The sequence below is a fragment of the Pseudomonas sp. PvP027 genome, from assembly GCF_017833005.1.
GTDB lineage: Bacteria > Pseudomonadota > Gammaproteobacteria > Pseudomonadales > Pseudomonadaceae > Aquipseudomonas > Aquipseudomonas congelans.
In genome coordinates this window covers 4,110,398-4,126,182 of the sequence record NZ_JAFIBK010000001.1, presented here as the reverse complement: position 1 = coordinate 4,126,182, position 15,785 = coordinate 4,110,398, and the positions used below count along the sequence as shown (strand labels likewise).

At 60.5% G+C, this 15,785-nt stretch carries 15 protein-coding genes; 6 read left to right on the top strand and 9 right to left on the bottom strand.

Annotated elements, in window-relative coordinates:
* Positions 1-107: 107 nt before the first annotated feature.
* From leuS to JOE33_RS17770, 6 genes are all read left to right on the top strand, one after another.
* Positions 108-2,714, top strand: coding sequence for a leucine--tRNA ligase (gene leuS / locus JOE33_RS17795; protein ID WP_187624904.1), 2,607 nt, complete (start codon positions 108-110; stop codon positions 2,712-2,714).
* An 89-nt stretch (positions 2,715-2,803) separates the two neighbouring features.
* On the top strand, positions 2,804-3,409 hold the full coding sequence (gene lptE, locus JOE33_RS17790; protein WP_010427237.1) for an LPS assembly lipoprotein LptE: 606 nt from the start codon (positions 2,804-2,806) through the stop codon (positions 3,407-3,409).
* Between the two features lie 41 nt (positions 3,410-3,450).
* Positions 3,451-4,488 (top strand): DNA polymerase III subunit delta, encoded by a 1,038-nt coding sequence (gene holA, locus JOE33_RS17785; protein WP_187624903.1) that lies wholly within the window; start codon positions 3,451-3,453, stop codon positions 4,486-4,488.
* Between the two features lie 5 nt (positions 4,489-4,493).
* Positions 4,494-4,706 carry a hypothetical protein gene (locus tag JOE33_RS17780; RefSeq protein ID WP_187624902.1) on the top strand — a complete coding sequence of 71 codons (213 nt, stop codon included), beginning with the start codon at positions 4,494-4,496 and terminating at the stop codon, positions 4,704-4,706.
* Positions 4,707-4,971: 265 nt separating this feature from the next.
* Positions 4,972-5,127 carry an alternative ribosome rescue factor ArfA gene (arfA, locus tag JOE33_RS17775; protein ID WP_002555325.1) on the top strand — a complete coding sequence of 52 codons (156 nt, stop codon included), beginning with the start codon at positions 4,972-4,974 and terminating at the stop codon, positions 5,125-5,127.
* Positions 5,128-5,210: 83 nt separating this feature from the next.
* On the top strand, positions 5,211-6,548 hold the full coding sequence (locus JOE33_RS17770; RefSeq protein ID WP_003421065.1) for a lytic murein transglycosylase: 1,338 nt from the start codon (positions 5,211-5,213) through the stop codon (positions 6,546-6,548).
* A gap of 228 nt (positions 6,549-6,776) precedes the next feature.
* On the opposite strand, the gene lipA is transcribed toward JOE33_RS17770, so the two are convergent.
* The 9 genes from lipA to rlmH all read right to left on the bottom strand — a co-directional run bounded on the left by lipA (position 6,777) and on the right by rlmH (position 15,781).
* Positions 6,777-7,784 carry a lipoyl synthase gene (gene lipA, locus JOE33_RS17765; RefSeq protein ID WP_002555327.1) on the bottom strand — a complete coding sequence of 336 codons (1,008 nt, stop codon included), beginning with the start codon at positions 7,782-7,784 and terminating at the stop codon, positions 6,777-6,779.
* Positions 7,777-8,433 carry a lipoyl(octanoyl) transferase LipB gene (gene lipB, locus JOE33_RS17760; protein WP_010427244.1) on the bottom strand — a complete coding sequence of 219 codons (657 nt, stop codon included), beginning with the start codon at positions 8,431-8,433 and terminating at the stop codon, positions 7,777-7,779. The genes lipA and lipB overlap by 8 nt, the downstream gene beginning before the upstream one ends.
* Positions 8,433-8,708: a DUF493 domain-containing protein gene (locus tag JOE33_RS17755; RefSeq protein WP_010427247.1), complete on the bottom strand. Its 276-nt coding sequence runs from the start codon at positions 8,706-8,708 to the stop codon at positions 8,433-8,435. The genes lipB and JOE33_RS17755 overlap by 1 nt, the downstream gene beginning before the upstream one ends.
* Before the next feature lie 90 nt (positions 8,709-8,798).
* Positions 8,799-9,959 (bottom strand): D-alanyl-D-alanine carboxypeptidase family protein, encoded by a 1,161-nt coding sequence (locus tag JOE33_RS17750; protein WP_002555330.1) that lies wholly within the window; start codon positions 9,957-9,959, stop codon positions 8,799-8,801.
* A 242-nt stretch (positions 9,960-10,201) separates the two neighbouring features.
* Complete coding sequence (locus JOE33_RS17745; RefSeq protein ID WP_010427251.1) at positions 10,202-11,230, bottom strand: septal ring lytic transglycosylase RlpA family protein; 1,029 nt, start codon at positions 11,228-11,230, stop codon at positions 10,202-10,204.
* Positions 11,230-12,237 carry a lytic murein transglycosylase B gene (mltB, locus tag JOE33_RS17740; protein WP_122579456.1) on the bottom strand — a complete coding sequence of 336 codons (1,008 nt, stop codon included), beginning with the start codon at positions 12,235-12,237 and terminating at the stop codon, positions 11,230-11,232. The genes JOE33_RS17745 and mltB overlap by 1 nt, the downstream gene beginning before the upstream one ends.
* A gap of 17 nt (positions 12,238-12,254) precedes the next feature.
* Positions 12,255-13,358: a rod shape-determining protein RodA gene (gene rodA / locus JOE33_RS17735; RefSeq protein WP_003368803.1), complete on the bottom strand. Its 1,104-nt coding sequence runs from the start codon at positions 13,356-13,358 to the stop codon at positions 12,255-12,257.
* 31 nt (positions 13,359-13,389) lie between these two features.
* Positions 13,390-15,285: a penicillin-binding protein 2 gene (gene mrdA, locus JOE33_RS17730; RefSeq protein WP_003399770.1), complete on the bottom strand. Its 1,896-nt coding sequence runs from the start codon at positions 15,283-15,285 to the stop codon at positions 13,390-13,392.
* Positions 15,286-15,313: 28 nt separating this feature from the next.
* Complete coding sequence (gene rlmH, locus JOE33_RS17725) at positions 15,314-15,781, bottom strand: 23S rRNA (pseudouridine(1915)-N(3))-methyltransferase RlmH (RefSeq protein WP_002555336.1); 468 nt, start codon at positions 15,779-15,781, stop codon at positions 15,314-15,316.
* Positions 15,782-15,785 lie beyond the last annotated feature (4 nt).

Below are 15,785 nucleotides of genomic sequence, written 5' to 3'. Positions count from 1 at the left end.
CCGAACGCACCGCACAGACAGTTGCATTTGTCCGCCACGCGGTGCCGACCTGACTCGGCGAAGCAATGAAGGGGTCAAGGGTCACTAATCCTTAGTAAAAAGTAGCCATGCACGAACTCTATCAGCCCCGTGAAATCGAAGCCGCCGCCCAAACGTTCTGGGATGAGCAAAAGTCTTTTGAAGTCAGCGAACAGCCAGGCAAGGACACTTTCTATTGCCTGTCGATGTTTCCTTACCCGAGCGGCAAGCTGCACATGGGTCATGTGCGCAACTACACCATTGGTGACGTGATCTCCCGCTATCAGCGCATGCTGGGCAAGAATGTTCTGCAGCCACTGGGCTGGGACGCTTTTGGCATGCCGGCTGAAAACGCCGCCATCGACAACAACGTCGCGCCGGCCAAGTGGACCTACGAAAACATCGACTACATGAAGACCCAGCTCAAGAGCCTGGGTCTGGCGGTTGACTGGTCGCGCGAAGTCACCACCTGCAAGCCTGATTACTATCGCTGGGAACAATGGCTGTTCACTCGCCTGTTCGAAAAGGGTGTGATCTACCGCAAGAACGGCACCGTGAACTGGGACCCGATCGACCAGACCGTACTGGCCAACGAGCAGGTCATCGACGGCCGCGGCTGGCGTTCCGGCGCGCTGATCGAAAAGCGCGAAATCCCGATGTACTACTTCAAGATCACCGCGTACGCCGATGAGCTGCTGGAAAGCCTCGACGAACTGCCGGGTTGGCCTGAACAGGTCAAGACCATGCAGCGCAACTGGATCGGCCGTTCGCGCGGCATGGAAGTGCAGTTTCCGTACGACCAGGCCTCGATCGGCGAAGCCGGTTCCCTGAAAGTCTTCACCACCCGCCCTGACACCCTGATGGGTGCGACCTACGTCGCAGTGGCGGCAGAACACCCGCTGGCGACCCTGGCCGCGCAAGGCAACCCCGCACTGCAAGCGTTCATCGATGAATGCAAGGGCGGCAGCGTTGCCGAAGCCGACGTTGCCACGCAGGAAAAGAAAGGCCAGGCGACCTCGTTGTTCGTCGAGCATCCACTGACTGGCGAGAAACTGCCGGTGTGGGTCGCCAACTACGTACTGATGCACTACGGCGACGGCGCGGTCATGGCCGTACCGGCGCACGATGAACGTGATTTCGAGTTTGCCACCCAGTACGGTCTGCCGATCAAGCCCGTGGTACGCACCAGCGCCGGCGACCAAACGCCTGCCCCGTGGCAGCCGGCCTTCGGCGAGCATGGCGAGCTGATCAATTCCGGCGAATTCACCGGCCTGACCTTCCAGGACGCGTTCGACGCCATTGAAGCCGCGCTGGTCAAGAAATCCCTGGGCCAGTCACGTACCCAGTTCCGCCTGCGCGACTGGGGCATCAGCCGCCAGCGCTACTGGGGCTGCCCGATCCCTATCGTGCATTGCGACACCTGCGGCGACGTGCCGGTCCCGGAAGACCAGTTGCCGGTTGTCCTGCCGGAAGACGTCGTGCCCGACGGCGCTGGCTCGCCATTGGCGCGCATGCCCGAGTTCTACGAATGCAGCTGCCCGAAATGCGGCGCACCGGCCAAGCGTGAAACCGACACCATGGACACCTTCGTCGAGTCCTCGTGGTACTACGCGCGCTATGCCTCCCCGCATTACGAGGGTGGTCTAGTCGAGCCGAACGCTGCCAACCACTGGCTGCCAGTGGATCAGTACATCGGCGGTATCGAACACGCGATCCTGCACCTGCTCTACGCCCGCTTCTTCCACAAGCTGATGCGCGACGAAGGCCTGGTGACCTCGAACGAACCGTTCAAGAATCTGCTCACCCAGGGCATGGTCAACGCCGAAACCTACTTCCGCATGGAAACCAGCGGCAAGAAGACCTGGATCAACCCGGCCGACGTGACCCTCGAAAGAGACGCCAAGGCAAAGGTGATCAGCGCCACACTGACCAGCGATGGCCTGCCGGTGGAAATCGGCGGCACTGAAAAGATGTCGAAGTCGAAGAAGAACGGCATCGACCCGCAGACCATGATCGACCAGTACGGCGCAGACACCTGCCGCCTGTTCATGATGTTCGCCTCCCCGCCCGACATGAGCCTGGAATGGTCCGACTCGGGCGTCGAAGGTTCGCATCGTTTCCTGCGTCGCGTATGGCGTCTGGCTCAGGCGCATGTGGCCCAAGGCCCGTCGACCGGCCTGGACGTTGCGGCATTGTCCGATGAGCAGAAAGCCATCCGCCGCGCAATTCATCAGGCGATCAGACAGGCGAGCCAGGATATCGGCCAGAACCAGAAATTCAACACCGCTGTCGCGCAAGTGATGACGCTGATGAACGTTCTGGAAAAGGCCCCGCAGGACACACCGCAGGATCGCGCACTGATGCAGGAAGGCGTGGAAACCGTCGCCCTGCTGCTGGCTCCGATCACGCCGCACATCAGCCACGAACTGTGGAAGCAACTGGGCCACAATGAGCCGGTGATCGACGCCGGCTGGCCTGCATTCGATGCAAACGCGCTGGTACAGGACAGTCTGCAACTGGTGATTCAGGTCAACGGCAAGCTGCGCGGTCACATCGAGATGCCTGCCAGCGCCAGCCGCGAAGAGGTCGAAGCGGCCGCCCGCGTCAACGAGAACGTATTGCGCTTCACTGATGGCCTGACCATTCGCAAGGTGATTGTCGTGCCTGGCAAGCTGGTCAACATCGTCGCAAGCTGATTGGATCGGGCGCCCGGCAAACGCAGGGCGCCGAACATATTTCCAGGGCACGCACTGGCGGCCCAAACGGATTCAAGGGGAGCATCAAGATGATCAAACGCAATTTGCTGGTGATGGGCCTGGCTGTTCTGTTGAGTGCCTGTGGCTTCCAGCTGCGTGGCACCGGTACCACCGAGCTGGCGATCAAGGAGCTGGATGTCAGTGCCCGCGACGCCTATGGTGAAACCGTTACACAACTCACTCGCTTGCTGACCAGCTCAGGCGTCAAGGTCTACACCGGCGCGCCTTACAAGCTGATGCTGACCAACGAGGCCGAAACTCAGCGCGCCATCAGTTACTCGGGCTCTGGGCGCTCGGCTGAATACCAGCTGACCACCACCCTGACTTATGAAGTGCACGGCGACAAGGATCGCTTCCTGCTTGGCGATAAAGTTACCGCAGACCGTTCCTACGTACATGACGGCAACAACCTGACCGGTTCCGACCAGGAAGCCTCCCAGGTTCGCCAGGAAATGCGCAACGACCTGATCCAGAAACTGATGGCTCGCTTGCAGCAACTGACCCCTTCGCGTCTGGACGAACTGCAGACCAAGGCGGACGCAGTTGCCAAGGCCGAAGCCGACGCACTCGAGGCTGCTCAGCGAATCCGCGACGAGACGCCTCAGCAGTCGCCTGTCGAAGTTCCAGCCAGATAAGTGTTCGGGGCCGGCTTTCCGGCCCCGACATCCTCTGACTCATGAAACTCGCCCCCGCCCAACTCGGCAAGCACTTGCAAGGCACGCTTGCGCCCGTCTATGTGATCAGCGGTGACGATCCGCTGCTCTGCCAGGAAGCGGCTGACGCCATTCGCGCGGCCGCACGCCAGCAAGGCTTCGATGAGCGGCAGGTATTCAGCGCCGACGCCAGCTTCGACTGGGGCACATTGCTCCAGGCGGGCGCCAGCATGTCGCTGTTTGCCGAACGCCGCCTTCTTGAATTGCGTCTGCCCTCCGGCAAGCCCGGCGACAAGGGTGCTGCGGCGCTCATGGAATATTGCGCCAGACCCGCTGAAGACACCCTGCTGCTGATCAGCCTGCCCAAGCTCGATGGCAGTGCGCAGAAAACCAAATGGGGCAAGGCACTGGTCGAGGGTGCGCAAACCCAGTTCGTACAAATCTGGCCGGTGGACATCGGCCAATTGCCGCAATGGATTCGCCAGCGCCTGTCGCAGGCGGGGCTGGCGGCGACTCAGGACGCCGTCGAACTGATCGCTGCCCGGGTCGAAGGCAACCTGCTGGCCGCCGCGCAGGAAATTGAAAAGCTCAAACTGATGGCCGAAGAAGGCCAGATCACCGTCGAGACCGTGCAGGCGGCCGTAGCCGACAGTGCGCGCTTCGACGTATTTGGCCTGACCGATGCCGTCCTGAATGGCGAAGCTGCCCATGCCCTGCGCATGCTCGAAGGGCTGCGTGGCGAAGGGGTCGAAACGCCGGTGATCCTCTGGGCATTGACCCGCGAACTGCGCGCCCTGGCCAACATGTCACAACAGTTCAGCCAGGGCGTGCCGCTGGATAAGGTATTCAGCTCTACACGCCCGCCGATCTGGGACAAGCGCAAGCCATTGATGAGCAAAGCCCTGCAACGCCACACGGCAAAACGCTGGAGCCAGCTGCTCATGGATGCGCAACGCATTGACGCACAGATCAAAGGCCAGGCCGCCGGCTCGCCATGGAGCAGCCTGAGTCGGCTGGCGCTGCTGATGGCAGGGCAACGATTGGCGCTACCTGCGGAGTAGGCCCCATGTGCGACATACCTACTGGCCTGTTTGAAGTCGTCGCTCGTGCCATTTTCTACCCGGTCGGATGGCCTATCGTAAAACTCCTGACGCTTGGCAAATACCCTGTAAAAGGCTCCTGGTTTGCGGAAACCCCAGCAGCAAATTGGGCGACAGTCATGGGAGCTGCCACCCTTGCAGTCATCATGATGGCGCTACTGCATCAGTTTGATTTTTGATTAAGTCTCGTTCCCACGCTCTGCGTGGTAATGCCCTTCAGGACGCTCTGCGTCCTCTTGTGACGCGGAGCGTCACGAACTGCATGCCGACGATAATCAAAGCGAGGAGCCTGTAACGGCCCCTTCGCGAGCAAGCTCGCTCCCACAGGTCTTCAGTCACTCGGCCAATTAGGCGCTCAGCGTCATAGCACACGACTATTAGACACACGCGCCGTTCTGCACGATGATTTGCAGCGTTTTACAACACCCATCAGGAGCACCCGCCATGAGCAAGCCAAAGCGGCCGAACAAGGCCAAATCAATCATCGCCCAGCCCTTGTTCCGCAGTCGTCAGGAACAACCCGCCAAGGGCAAAGGCAGCTACCGCCGCGAAGCCTTCCAGTCTAAAAGCTGGGAGGCTTCCTGCTTTATGGCAGCCTGATATCGAGCAACATTTCCGGGGCGCTTTCAACCGCTTAGCCGTGTTATGGTCTGCACCTAACGGTAATACCCTTGGACTCAAGCATGCCTTCTCGTTTTACCCATCGCCCGCAGCTGCGCCAACTCATCGCTGCCTCCAGTCTTGTTGCCCTGGTAGCCTGCGCAGAAAAACCCACTGCAGCCGATGCCACGCCTCTTCAATCCAGCAAGGTGCAGACAAACGCTCCTGCCGTAGCGCCTACGCCAGCACTGGTCGTTGACGACAACCTCACGATTCAGCCCGCCGTCAGCTTCAGCGAATGGCAGGCCGGCTTTCGTGCCCAGGCATTGAAAGCAGGCATCCGTGCGGACGTATTCGATCTGGCATTTGCCGGCGTCACCCCCGACATGAGCGTGGTCAAGGCCGACCGCAGCCAGCCTGAATTCAGCCGCCCGGTCTGGGAATACCTTGACGGTGCCATCTCTGCCGCACGCGTACGCAAGGGTCAGGCGCTGCTTTCGCAGTATGCCGACGACCTGCAGAAGATCGAGCAGCAGTACGGCGTCGATCGCCAGGCGCTGGTCGCGGTATGGGGCATGGAAAGTAATTTCGGATCGTTCCAGGGTACCCAATCCGTCATTCGCTCACTGGCAACGCTGGCCTATGAAGGCCGTCGTCCCGGCTTTGCGCAGAGCCAGTTGCTCGCCGCGCTGGAAATCATCCAGCATGGCGACATAACGCCGGACAAAATGCTGGGTTCTTGGGCCGGTGCGATGGGCCAGACGCAGTTCATCCCGACCACCTACAACACCCATGCCGTGGATTTTGACGGCGATGGCCGACGTGACATCTGGAACACCCCTGCCGATGCCCTGGCATCCACTGCGCATTACCTGCAGAGCTCCGGCTGGCAGCGTGGTCAGCCCTGGGGCTTTGAAGTGGTGCTCGGCTCGGGATTCGATTACTCGCTGGCCGACTCGACGACCCGCAAGAGTCTCGCCGAATGGCAGCAACTGGGCCTGAAACAACCGGACGGCTCAGCCATTCCGGTCGCCGCCAGCCAGCAACAAGCCGCCTTGCTGTTGCCAGCCGGCTATCGCGGGCCAGCCTTTCTGGTGCTGGACAACTTCCGCGCGATCCTCAAGTACAACAACTCGACCTCCTACGCGTTGGCGATCAGCCTGCTTTCCGATCGATTCAAGGGCGCGGGCTATGTAGTGGGCAGCTGGCCTCGCGGAGACCTGCCGCTGAGCCGCTCAGAGCGCATTGAGCTGCAAACCCTGCTCTCGGCACGCCAGTACGACGCAGGCGCGCCAGACGGCATTATCGGCGCCAATACGCGCAAGGCCATCCGCAGTGCGCAGCAGTCATTCGGTTGGCCAGCCGATGGTTACCCGACGCATGAATTGCTGGAGAACCTGCGCAAGCCTGTCGGGCAGTAATCGGGAGGACGCAGAGCGTCCAGAACGGCATGCCAACGCGGAGCGTCGGCACGATAGTGTTCTTAGGGAAGCCTATCGTTCCTCACGCTCCAGCGTGGGAATGCATTTCCGGACGCTCCGCGTCCAATCTCGACCCACGATATGGCGAAGAGTAGCGGCACGATAATCAACCGCAAAAAGAAGGGCCAGGTATCGCTACCTGGCCCTTCTTGTTTTTGCGGCGTGTTGTCAGAGCATCGCCTTGGCGATCTTGGCCTGCTCGTCGGCGTGGTACGAAGAGCGCACCAGCGGCCCGGACGCGACGTTCTTGAAGCCCATCTTGTAGCCTTCCTCGGCGAACCAGGCAAAGGTGTCCGGATGGACAAAGCGCTGCACTGGCAAGTGATTGCGCGAAGGCTGCAGGTATTGGCCCAGGGTCAGCATGTCGATGTCGTGTTCGCGCATGCGCTGCATGACTTCGATGACTTCTTCGTCGGTCTCGCCCAGCCCGAGCATCAGCCCGGACTTGGTCGGCACATGCGGGACCATCTGCTTGAAGCGCTGCAGCAGGGTCAGCGACCACTGGTAGTCCGATCCCGGACGCGCAGCCTTGTAAAGACGCGGCACGGTTTCCAGGTTGTGGTTGAACACATCCGGCGGCTCGGCGGCGGTGATTTCCAGCGCAACGTCCATACGGCCACGGTAATCCGGTACCAGCGTCTCGAGCTGTACGCCCGGCGACAGCAGGCGGATTTCGCGGATGCAGTCGGCGAAGTGCTGAGCACCGCCGTCACGCAAGTCGTCACGGTCCACCGAGGTGATAACCACGTACTTCAGGCGCAGGTCGGCAATCGCGATGGCGAGGCTCTTCGGTTCGTTGACGTCGAGCGGCTTCGGACGACCGTGGCCCACATCACAGAACGGGCAACGACGGGTGCAGATGTCGCCCATGATCATGAACGTTGCAGTACCACCGGAAAAGCATTCGCCCAGGTTGGGGCAGGACGCCTCTTCACAGACGCTGTGCAGCTTGTGCTTGCGCAGCAATTGCTTGATACGGTCGACTTCCGGAGAAACCGGGATACGCACGCGAATCCAGTCGGGCTTCTTCGGCAGATCTACCGTCGGGATGATCTTGACCGGGATGCGCGCAACCTTTTCCGCTCCGCGAAGCTTGACGCCCGCTTCGACTTTCGGACGGGCCACTCGCTCGGAAACATCCAGCGTCGGGATCAGGGTTTGCACGGTGTCAGTCATAATGGTTTATTCCGCCCGTAAGGGTCGCCTGCTCAGCGTAGTCGAGGTGGTTGACGAGCTGCGCACGCAGTCGGGCACTTACCTCGGAAAATTCTATCTGCCCTGCCTGATCGCTCAGTTGGGTCATGGCCAGCCCGGCGTATCCGCAAGGGTTGATGCGGCGGAACGGCTCAAGGTCCATGTCGACGTTCAACGCCAGACCATGAAACGAGCAGCCGTTGCGAATGCGCAGACCGAGCGACGCTATTTTCGCGCCGTCAACGTATACGCCAGGGGCATCAGCCTTGGCTGCAGCCTTGACGCCGTAGTCGGCGAGCAAGGCAATGAGGGTGTTCTCGATCCGGGTGACCAGATCGCGAACGCCGAAACCAAGGCGCCTGACATCCAGCATCAGGTAAGCCACCAGTTGGCCCGGGCCATGATAAGTCACTTGGCCGCCACGATCGACCTGTACGACAGGAATATTACCCGGCAGCAGCAAATGCTCGGCCTTGCCGGACTGTCCCTGGGTGAAGACCGGCGGATGCTGGACCAGCCAGACTTCATCGGCAGCCTCGCGGCCACGCTCGTCGGTAAAGCGCTTCATGGCATGCCAGGCAGTTTCGTAATCGATCAGGCCCAGATCACGAAAGCCCAGCGTACCCGCCATCAGAGCACCATGTGCACGAAACCCGTAGCACGCAAGGCACTATTGATATCGCGCAACTGATCTTCGCCGGTGGCAACAATGTGCAGCTGCACAGTGGTGTATTTGCCGTTGCTGCTCTGACGCTCGGCGAGCGTCTTGAGGTCGACCGTGGCATGCTTTTCAAGCACTTCCATCACGGCGTCCGTAAAGCCCACACTGGTATCACCGATCACTTTGATCGGATAGTCATTGCAGGGAAATTCGATTTTGTGCGACTTGATGTCGGTATCGGTCATGGCAGTAAAGGTCTCACAAGCCGTGACGACGGACACGCGGCCCGCTCAGATCATGAGCAGGCCGCGAGAAGGTCGGCATTGGTTACTGGATCAGTTGAACAAGCCGTAGAAGAACAGGCGGATGCTATCCCACACGCGGCGGAAAATACCACCCTCCTCAACCGCATCGAGAGCAATCAGATTGGCGGTGTGAACCACCTGATCGTCTTTCTTGACCTCGACCTTGCCGATCACGTCGCCCTTGGCGATTGGCGCAACCAGTTGCGGGTTCATGGTCATGCTGGCGGACAGTTTCTTCATGTCGCCCTTAGGCATGGTCATGCTCAGATCTTCAGCCAGACCGGCCTTGACCTGACGCTCGGTGCCCTTCCAGACCGTGGCCTGAGCCAGCTCGGTGCCCTTCTGATAGAAGTTCTGGGTTTCGAAGAAACGGAAGCCATAGGTCAGCAGCTTCTGGGTTTCAGCTGCGCGAGCCTGTTCGCTGTTGGTGCCGAACACCACGGCGATCAAACGCATGCCGTCACGTACTGCCGACGACACCATGCAGTAGCCGGCTTCATCGGTGTGACCGGTTTTCAGACCGTCGACGGTCTTGTCGCGCCACAGCAGCAGGTTGCGGTTAGGCTGCTTGATGCCGTTCCAGAAGAACTCCTTCTGCGAGTAGATCGCATAGTGAGCCGGGTCTTCGTGAATGATTGCGCGCGCCAGGATCGCCATGTCGTGAGCCGACGAGTAGTGCTCCGGGTTCGGCAGACCGGTCGGGTTCATGAAGTGGCTGTTGGTCATGCCCAGGTCGCCGGCAGTCTTGTTCATCATGTCGGCGAAGGCGTCTTCACTGCCGGCGATGTGCTCGGAAATCGCGACACTGGCGTCGTTACCCGACTGAATGATGATGCCGTGCAGCAGGTCGCTGACCGTGACCTGGCTGCCGACCTTGATGAACATCCGCGAACCGCCCGTGCGCCAGGCGTTTTCACTGATCGTCACCGGATCGTTTTCACCGATCTGGCCGCGGCGGATTTCCAGGGTCGCGATGTAGGCGGTCATCAACTTGGTCAGACTGGCAGGAGCCAGACGCTGATCACCGTTATTCTCGACCAGGACGTTGCCGCTGGTGGCATCCATCAGCACGTAGGACTTGGCCGCCAGCTGTGGTGCAGCAGGCGTCATCTGCTCTGCCGCCCATACCGTCGGGGTGATAATCAGTGGAACAAGCAGGCACAAACGTTTTGCAAAGGTGGTGATGTTCATCCGTCTCTCGAGAATCCTAATGGGCAAACATGCCCTTGCGGGCAAAACTGAACAGACCGGCGAAGCGAAAACGCCTCGGTACGGCTCGTGGCGCCAGGCTGTAACCCTGGCTGACAAAGTCGCCTGTTCGACACACGACCTTGTGGGCAGTTACCTGCAACGCTTGCCCTGAAAGCAAATCTGCGCCGCCTGCGACTGCATACCGTTCTCCGTTGTTGCCGGAGAACGATTGTCGAAAAAACTTACTGATCCGATGTCACTACGCTCGGCTGGCCCAGATTGGCCGACCTGACGCTGTTTTGCAGCTGCTGGGCTTCACCCTGCGTGTCGATCGGTCCCATCCGCACTCGATAGAGCGTTTGCTGATTGCGCGCTATCGAGCTGACGAACACCGGCGCTCGAACCATCCCGCTCAATTTCGACCTCAGGAGTTCCGCAGCGTCCGGGTTGGCGAAGGCTCCCACCTGGAGAAACAGCCCAGCGGCTTGTCCTGAAGCGTTTTTTTTTGCGTCAACCTGCAACGGCACGACGGGTGCTGCGTGCTGCTGAGGAGGCGGTGTGTACTGCTCGACGGTGCCGGTGGAAGTGGACAGCGCGGGCGGTGTCGCCTGCGCAACGACCTGCGGCTGATTGAGCATCAGCGGCGCCGGACGCCCCCGTTGCGCCCACCATTCCTGCGGATCGATGCCTTCGACCTTGACCCGTGCAGTACCGGTTTCGGCATAACCGAGCTTTTTGGCGGCCGCGTAGGACAGGTCGATGATGCGGTCGGAATAGAACGGCCCGCGATCATTGACGCGCAGGATCACTGTGCGATTGTTGTCCAGGTTGGTCACCTTGACGTAGCTGGGCAGCGGCAGGGTCTTGTGTGCGGCACTCATGCCGTACAGGTCATACACCTCGCCGTTGGCAGTGTTCTGACCATGAAACTTGGTGCCGTACCAGGAAGCGGTGCCCGAAGCGACGTAACGCCTGGAATCGCTCATCGGGAAATAGGTCTTGCCCAGCACGGTGTACGGGTTGGCCTTGTAGGCCCCGGTGTGCAGGGTCGGCGTTGCATCAGGGATGCGCGAGACATCCACATCCCACCACGGCGCGCCGTCCTTGTGGGCCCGGTTGATGTCCAGCCCCGGCATCGAGCGCACCACGGCGCCGCCCTTGGGCGACGGTGAAGTTGTCGTGCGCGATGGCGACGAGCAACTGGCGACTAGCACTGCCAGGCCGGTCAGCGCCAGAAGCTTGAATGATTGAAGAATCGGCGATGCCCGCATTACTTGACGCCTCGAGCTTGAACCAACGATTCAGACAGCTGATATACGGCCATGGCGTACATCACACTGCGGTTATAACGAGTGATTGCATAAAAATTGTTCAAACCCAGCCAGTATTCAGGACCATTGTCGCCTTCCAGACGAAACGCCGTCACCGGCATATCGTCGCGCAGCGCATCATGACTCGCCCAGCCCAGCTGTCGCAACTCCCCGACCGACATTACCGGATCAAGCGCAGGGCTCAACCCCTCGTCAACCCGGTCGCCACGTGCCGTGGCACGGCTGACCACCGGCTGACCGGCCACCCAGCCATGACGTTTGAAATAGCTGGCGACACTGCCGATGGCATCGTCCGGGTCGGTCCAGATGTTGATATGACCGTCGCCGTCGAAATCTACTGCGTAGGCGCGGAAACTGCTCGGCATGAACTGCGGCAGCCCCATTGCGCCGGCGTACGAACCCTTTAGCGTAAGGGGATCGACCTGTTGCTCGCGCGCCAGCAGTAGAAACTCGCGCAATTCCTTGCGGAAGAACTGGGCGCGTGGCGGGTAATCGAAGCCCAACGTCGACAAGGCGTCGATCACCCGATAGTTACCGGTGTTGCGGCCGAAGAAGGTCTCTACGCCAATGATCGACACGATGATCTGCGCCGGCACGCCATACTCCTGCTCGGCACGCGCCAAGGCGGCCTCATGCTGACGCCAGAAGTCGACACCGCGAGCGATGCGCGTATCGGTGATGAACATCGGGCGATACTCTTTCCACTGCTTGACGCGCTCGGCCGGGCGGGAAATGGCATCGAGGATGGCCTGCTTGCGCTCGACCTCGCGGAACAGGCCCATCAACTGCTCACCGGCAAAACCGTGATCGCGGGTCAGCTCACCGACGAATTCCGCCACCTGGGGCGAACCTTCATAGTCGCCAGCCAGTGCCTCTTGCACCGATCCAAGGATGCCCACCAGACCGACCACCGGAGCATATCGAGCCCAGTTACGCATTACTTGCATTGAATAGTTCACCTTAATCAAACTTGAGCGATCCATTTACGATGTGTATGGATCGACATCAAAACCCCAAACGCTGACAGTAGGGTCACGAGCGAAGTTCCGCCGTAGCTAATGAAGGGCAACGGCACCCCCACCACTGGCAGCAGGCCACTGACCATACCGATGTTGACGAAAACGTAAACAAAAAACGTCATGGTCAACGCACCGGCCAGCAGTTTGCCGAATAATGTCTGCGCCTGTGCAGTGATCACAAGCCCGCGGCCGATCAGCAGCATATAAATGATCAGCAGCGCACAGATGCCTACCAGGCCAAACTCTTCACCCAATACTGCAATGATGAAGTCGGTATGGCTTTCCGGCAGAAAGTCGAGGTGCGACTGGGTGCCGAGCAACCAGCCTTTGCCGAACACGCCGCCCGAACCGATGGCAGCCTTTGACTGAATGATGTTCCAGCCGGTCCCCAGCGGATCGCTTTCGGGGTCCAGAAACGTCAGTACGCGCTGCTTCTGGTAGTCGTGCATGAAGAAGAACCACATGGCCACCGCTGCCGGTACGGCCGCCGCCAGTACGCTGATGATCCAGCGCCAGCGCAAACCGGCCATGAACAGCACGAAGGCACCCGATGCCAGAATCAGCAGTGACGTCCCCAGGTCGGGCTGGCGCACGATAAGAATGAACGGCACACCCACCAGGGCAAGACTGACCGCCACATGCTTCAAATGCGGGGGCAGCGTGCGCTTGGACAGATACCAGGCGATGGTCGCCGGCATGATGATCTTGAGAAACTCCGAAGGCTGGAAGCGGATCACCCCGGGAATGTTGATCCAGCGCGTCGCCCCCATGGCGTTATGGCCCATGACATCCACCACCACCAGCAGCAGCACGCCGATGACATACAGCACCGGCACCCAGCGCGCCATGAAGCGCGGTTCCAGCTGGGCGATCACCACCATTGCCACCAGACCGATGCCGAACGAACTGGCCTGCTTGATCAGCAGATCCCAGTTCTTGCCGCTGGCCGAATACAGCACGAACAGGCTGCCCGCCGCCAGCGTCAGCAGCAGGATCAGCAATGGACCGTCGATATGAATGCGCTGCAGAAACGTGGCGCGGCGACGCATCACGTCTTCACTGGACAGGATGCGGTCGAAATTACTCTTCACGGGCCGCAGCCTCCAGATTCAGGGAACCGGCGTACTCGGGTTTGAGATGGCCGTTTTCGTCGAGCAGCCAGGCGTCCAGGACCTGACGCACGACGGGGGCAGCGACGCCGGAACCGGACTCGCCGTTCTCGACCATCACTGCAACAACGATTTTCGGGTTGTCGGCCGGGGCGAAGCCGACGAACAAGGCATGGTCGCGGTGACGCTCCTGTACCTTGGTGCGGTCGTATTTCTCGCCCTGCTTGATGGCCACGACCTGGGCCGTACCGCTTTTGCCGGCAATCCGGTACTGCGCGCCAATGGCGGCCTTGCGCGCCGTACCGCGCGCGCCGTGCATCACTTCCTGCATGCCGTGGTTGACGCGTCCCCAGTTGGCCGGGTCGCGCAGCACGATGTCCGGCATCGGGTTTTCATCCACAGGCGCCTTGCCTTCGATGGTTCGGGCCAGATGCGGACGGTTCCACACACCCTTGTTGGCCACCAGCGCGGTCGCCTGGGCCAGTTGCAACGGCGTTGCCTGCATGTAGCCCTGACCGATGCCGAGGATCAGCGTCTCGCCAGGGAACCAGGCCTGACGGCGCGTGGCGCGCTTCCACTCACGGGAAGGCATGAGGCCGGGAGACTCTTCGAACATGTCCAGCGAGACCTTCTGCCCGATACCGAACTTGTTCATGTAGGTAGCCAGTCGATCAATGCCCACCTTGTGTGCCAGATCGTAGAAGTACGTGTCATTTGAACGCATGATCGCCGTATCCAGATCGACCCAGCCATCGCCGGTGCGGTTCCAGTTGCGGTACTTGTGGTCGTAATTGGGCAGTTGGTAATAGCCTGGATCGAATACCCGCGAGCCAGGCGTCACCGCACCGGTATCCAGCCCGGCAATCGCCACCGCAGGCTTGATGGTCGAGCCAGGCGGGTACAACCCGCGCAGAATGCGGTTGAACAGCGGCCGGTCGATGGAATCGCGCAGTTCGGCGTAGGCCTTGAAGCTGATGCCGGTGACAAACAGATTCGGATCGAAGCTCGGCGCACTGACCATCGCCAGCACTTCGCCGGTGGCCGGGTCCAGTGCGACAACCGCACCGCGACGCCCGCCCAGTGCAGCTTCGGCGGCTTCCTGAAGTTTGATGTCCAGGCTCAGGACGATGTCCTTGCCAGGGATCGGGTCGGTACGCTTGAGCACACGCAGCACGCGACCACGGGCGTTGGTCTCGACCTCTTCGTAGCCGACCTGACCATGCAGCTCGGGCTCGTAAAAGCGCTCGATACCGGTCTTGCCGATATGGTGCGTGCCGCTGTAATTGATCGGGTCGAGGCTCTTGAGCTCTTTCTCGTTGATCCGCCCCATGTAGCCGACCGAGTGGGCAAAGTGCGGCCCTTGCGGGTAGTGCCTGACCAGTTGCGCAACCACCTCGACGCCCGGCAGGCGGAACTGGTTGACGGCGATCAGGGCGATCTGTTCTTCGCTCAGCTCGAACAGGATGGGCACCGGCTCGAACGGCCGACGCCCCTGCTTCATGCGCTTTTCGAAGATGATGCGGTCATCGGGGGTGAGCTGCAAAATCTCGACAATGGTGTCGAGCACGCTGGACCACTCGCCTGCGCGTTCACGGGTCATGCTCAGACTGAAACTGGGTCGGTTATCGGCAACCACAACGCCATTGCGGTCGTAGATCAGCCCACGGCTGGGCGGAATCGGCTGAACGTGAACGCGGTTGTTTTCCGAGAGCGTGGAGTGATACTCGTACTGGATGACCTGCAGGTAATACAACCGGGCAATCAGCACGCAGACCAGCAACACCACCGCCACAGCACCGAACACGACCCTGCCGCGCACCAGGCGTGCGTCCTTTTCGTGGTCTTTGAGGCGGATCGGTTGAGACATTTAGGCCGTATTCACAGTAAAAACGATGCTACTTGTGATAAGGGTGCCCGGACAGGACCGTCCAGGCGCGATACATCTGCTCGCCGATCAGGATGCGCACCAACGGGTGCGGCAGGGTCAGCGGCGACAGAGACCAGCGTTGTTCACTGCGAGCACAGACTTCAGGCGCCAGCCCCTCGGGGCCGCCGACCATCAGGTTGACCGTGCGCGCATCGAGACGCCAGCGATCGAGCTCGACCGCCAACTGTTCGGTGCTCCACGGTTTGCCATGCACTTCCAGCGTGACAATCCGCTCGCCCGGCTGCACTTTCGCCAGCATCGCCTCGCCTTCCTGACGGATAAAGCGCGCGACATCGGCGTTTTTGCCTCGGGTATTGAGCGGGATTTCCACCAGTTCGAGCGCAAGCTCGGAGGGCATCCGCTTGGCATATTCGTGCCAACCTTCTTCCACCCACTTGGGCATGCGCGAACCCACAGCGATCAGACGCAGACGCACATCA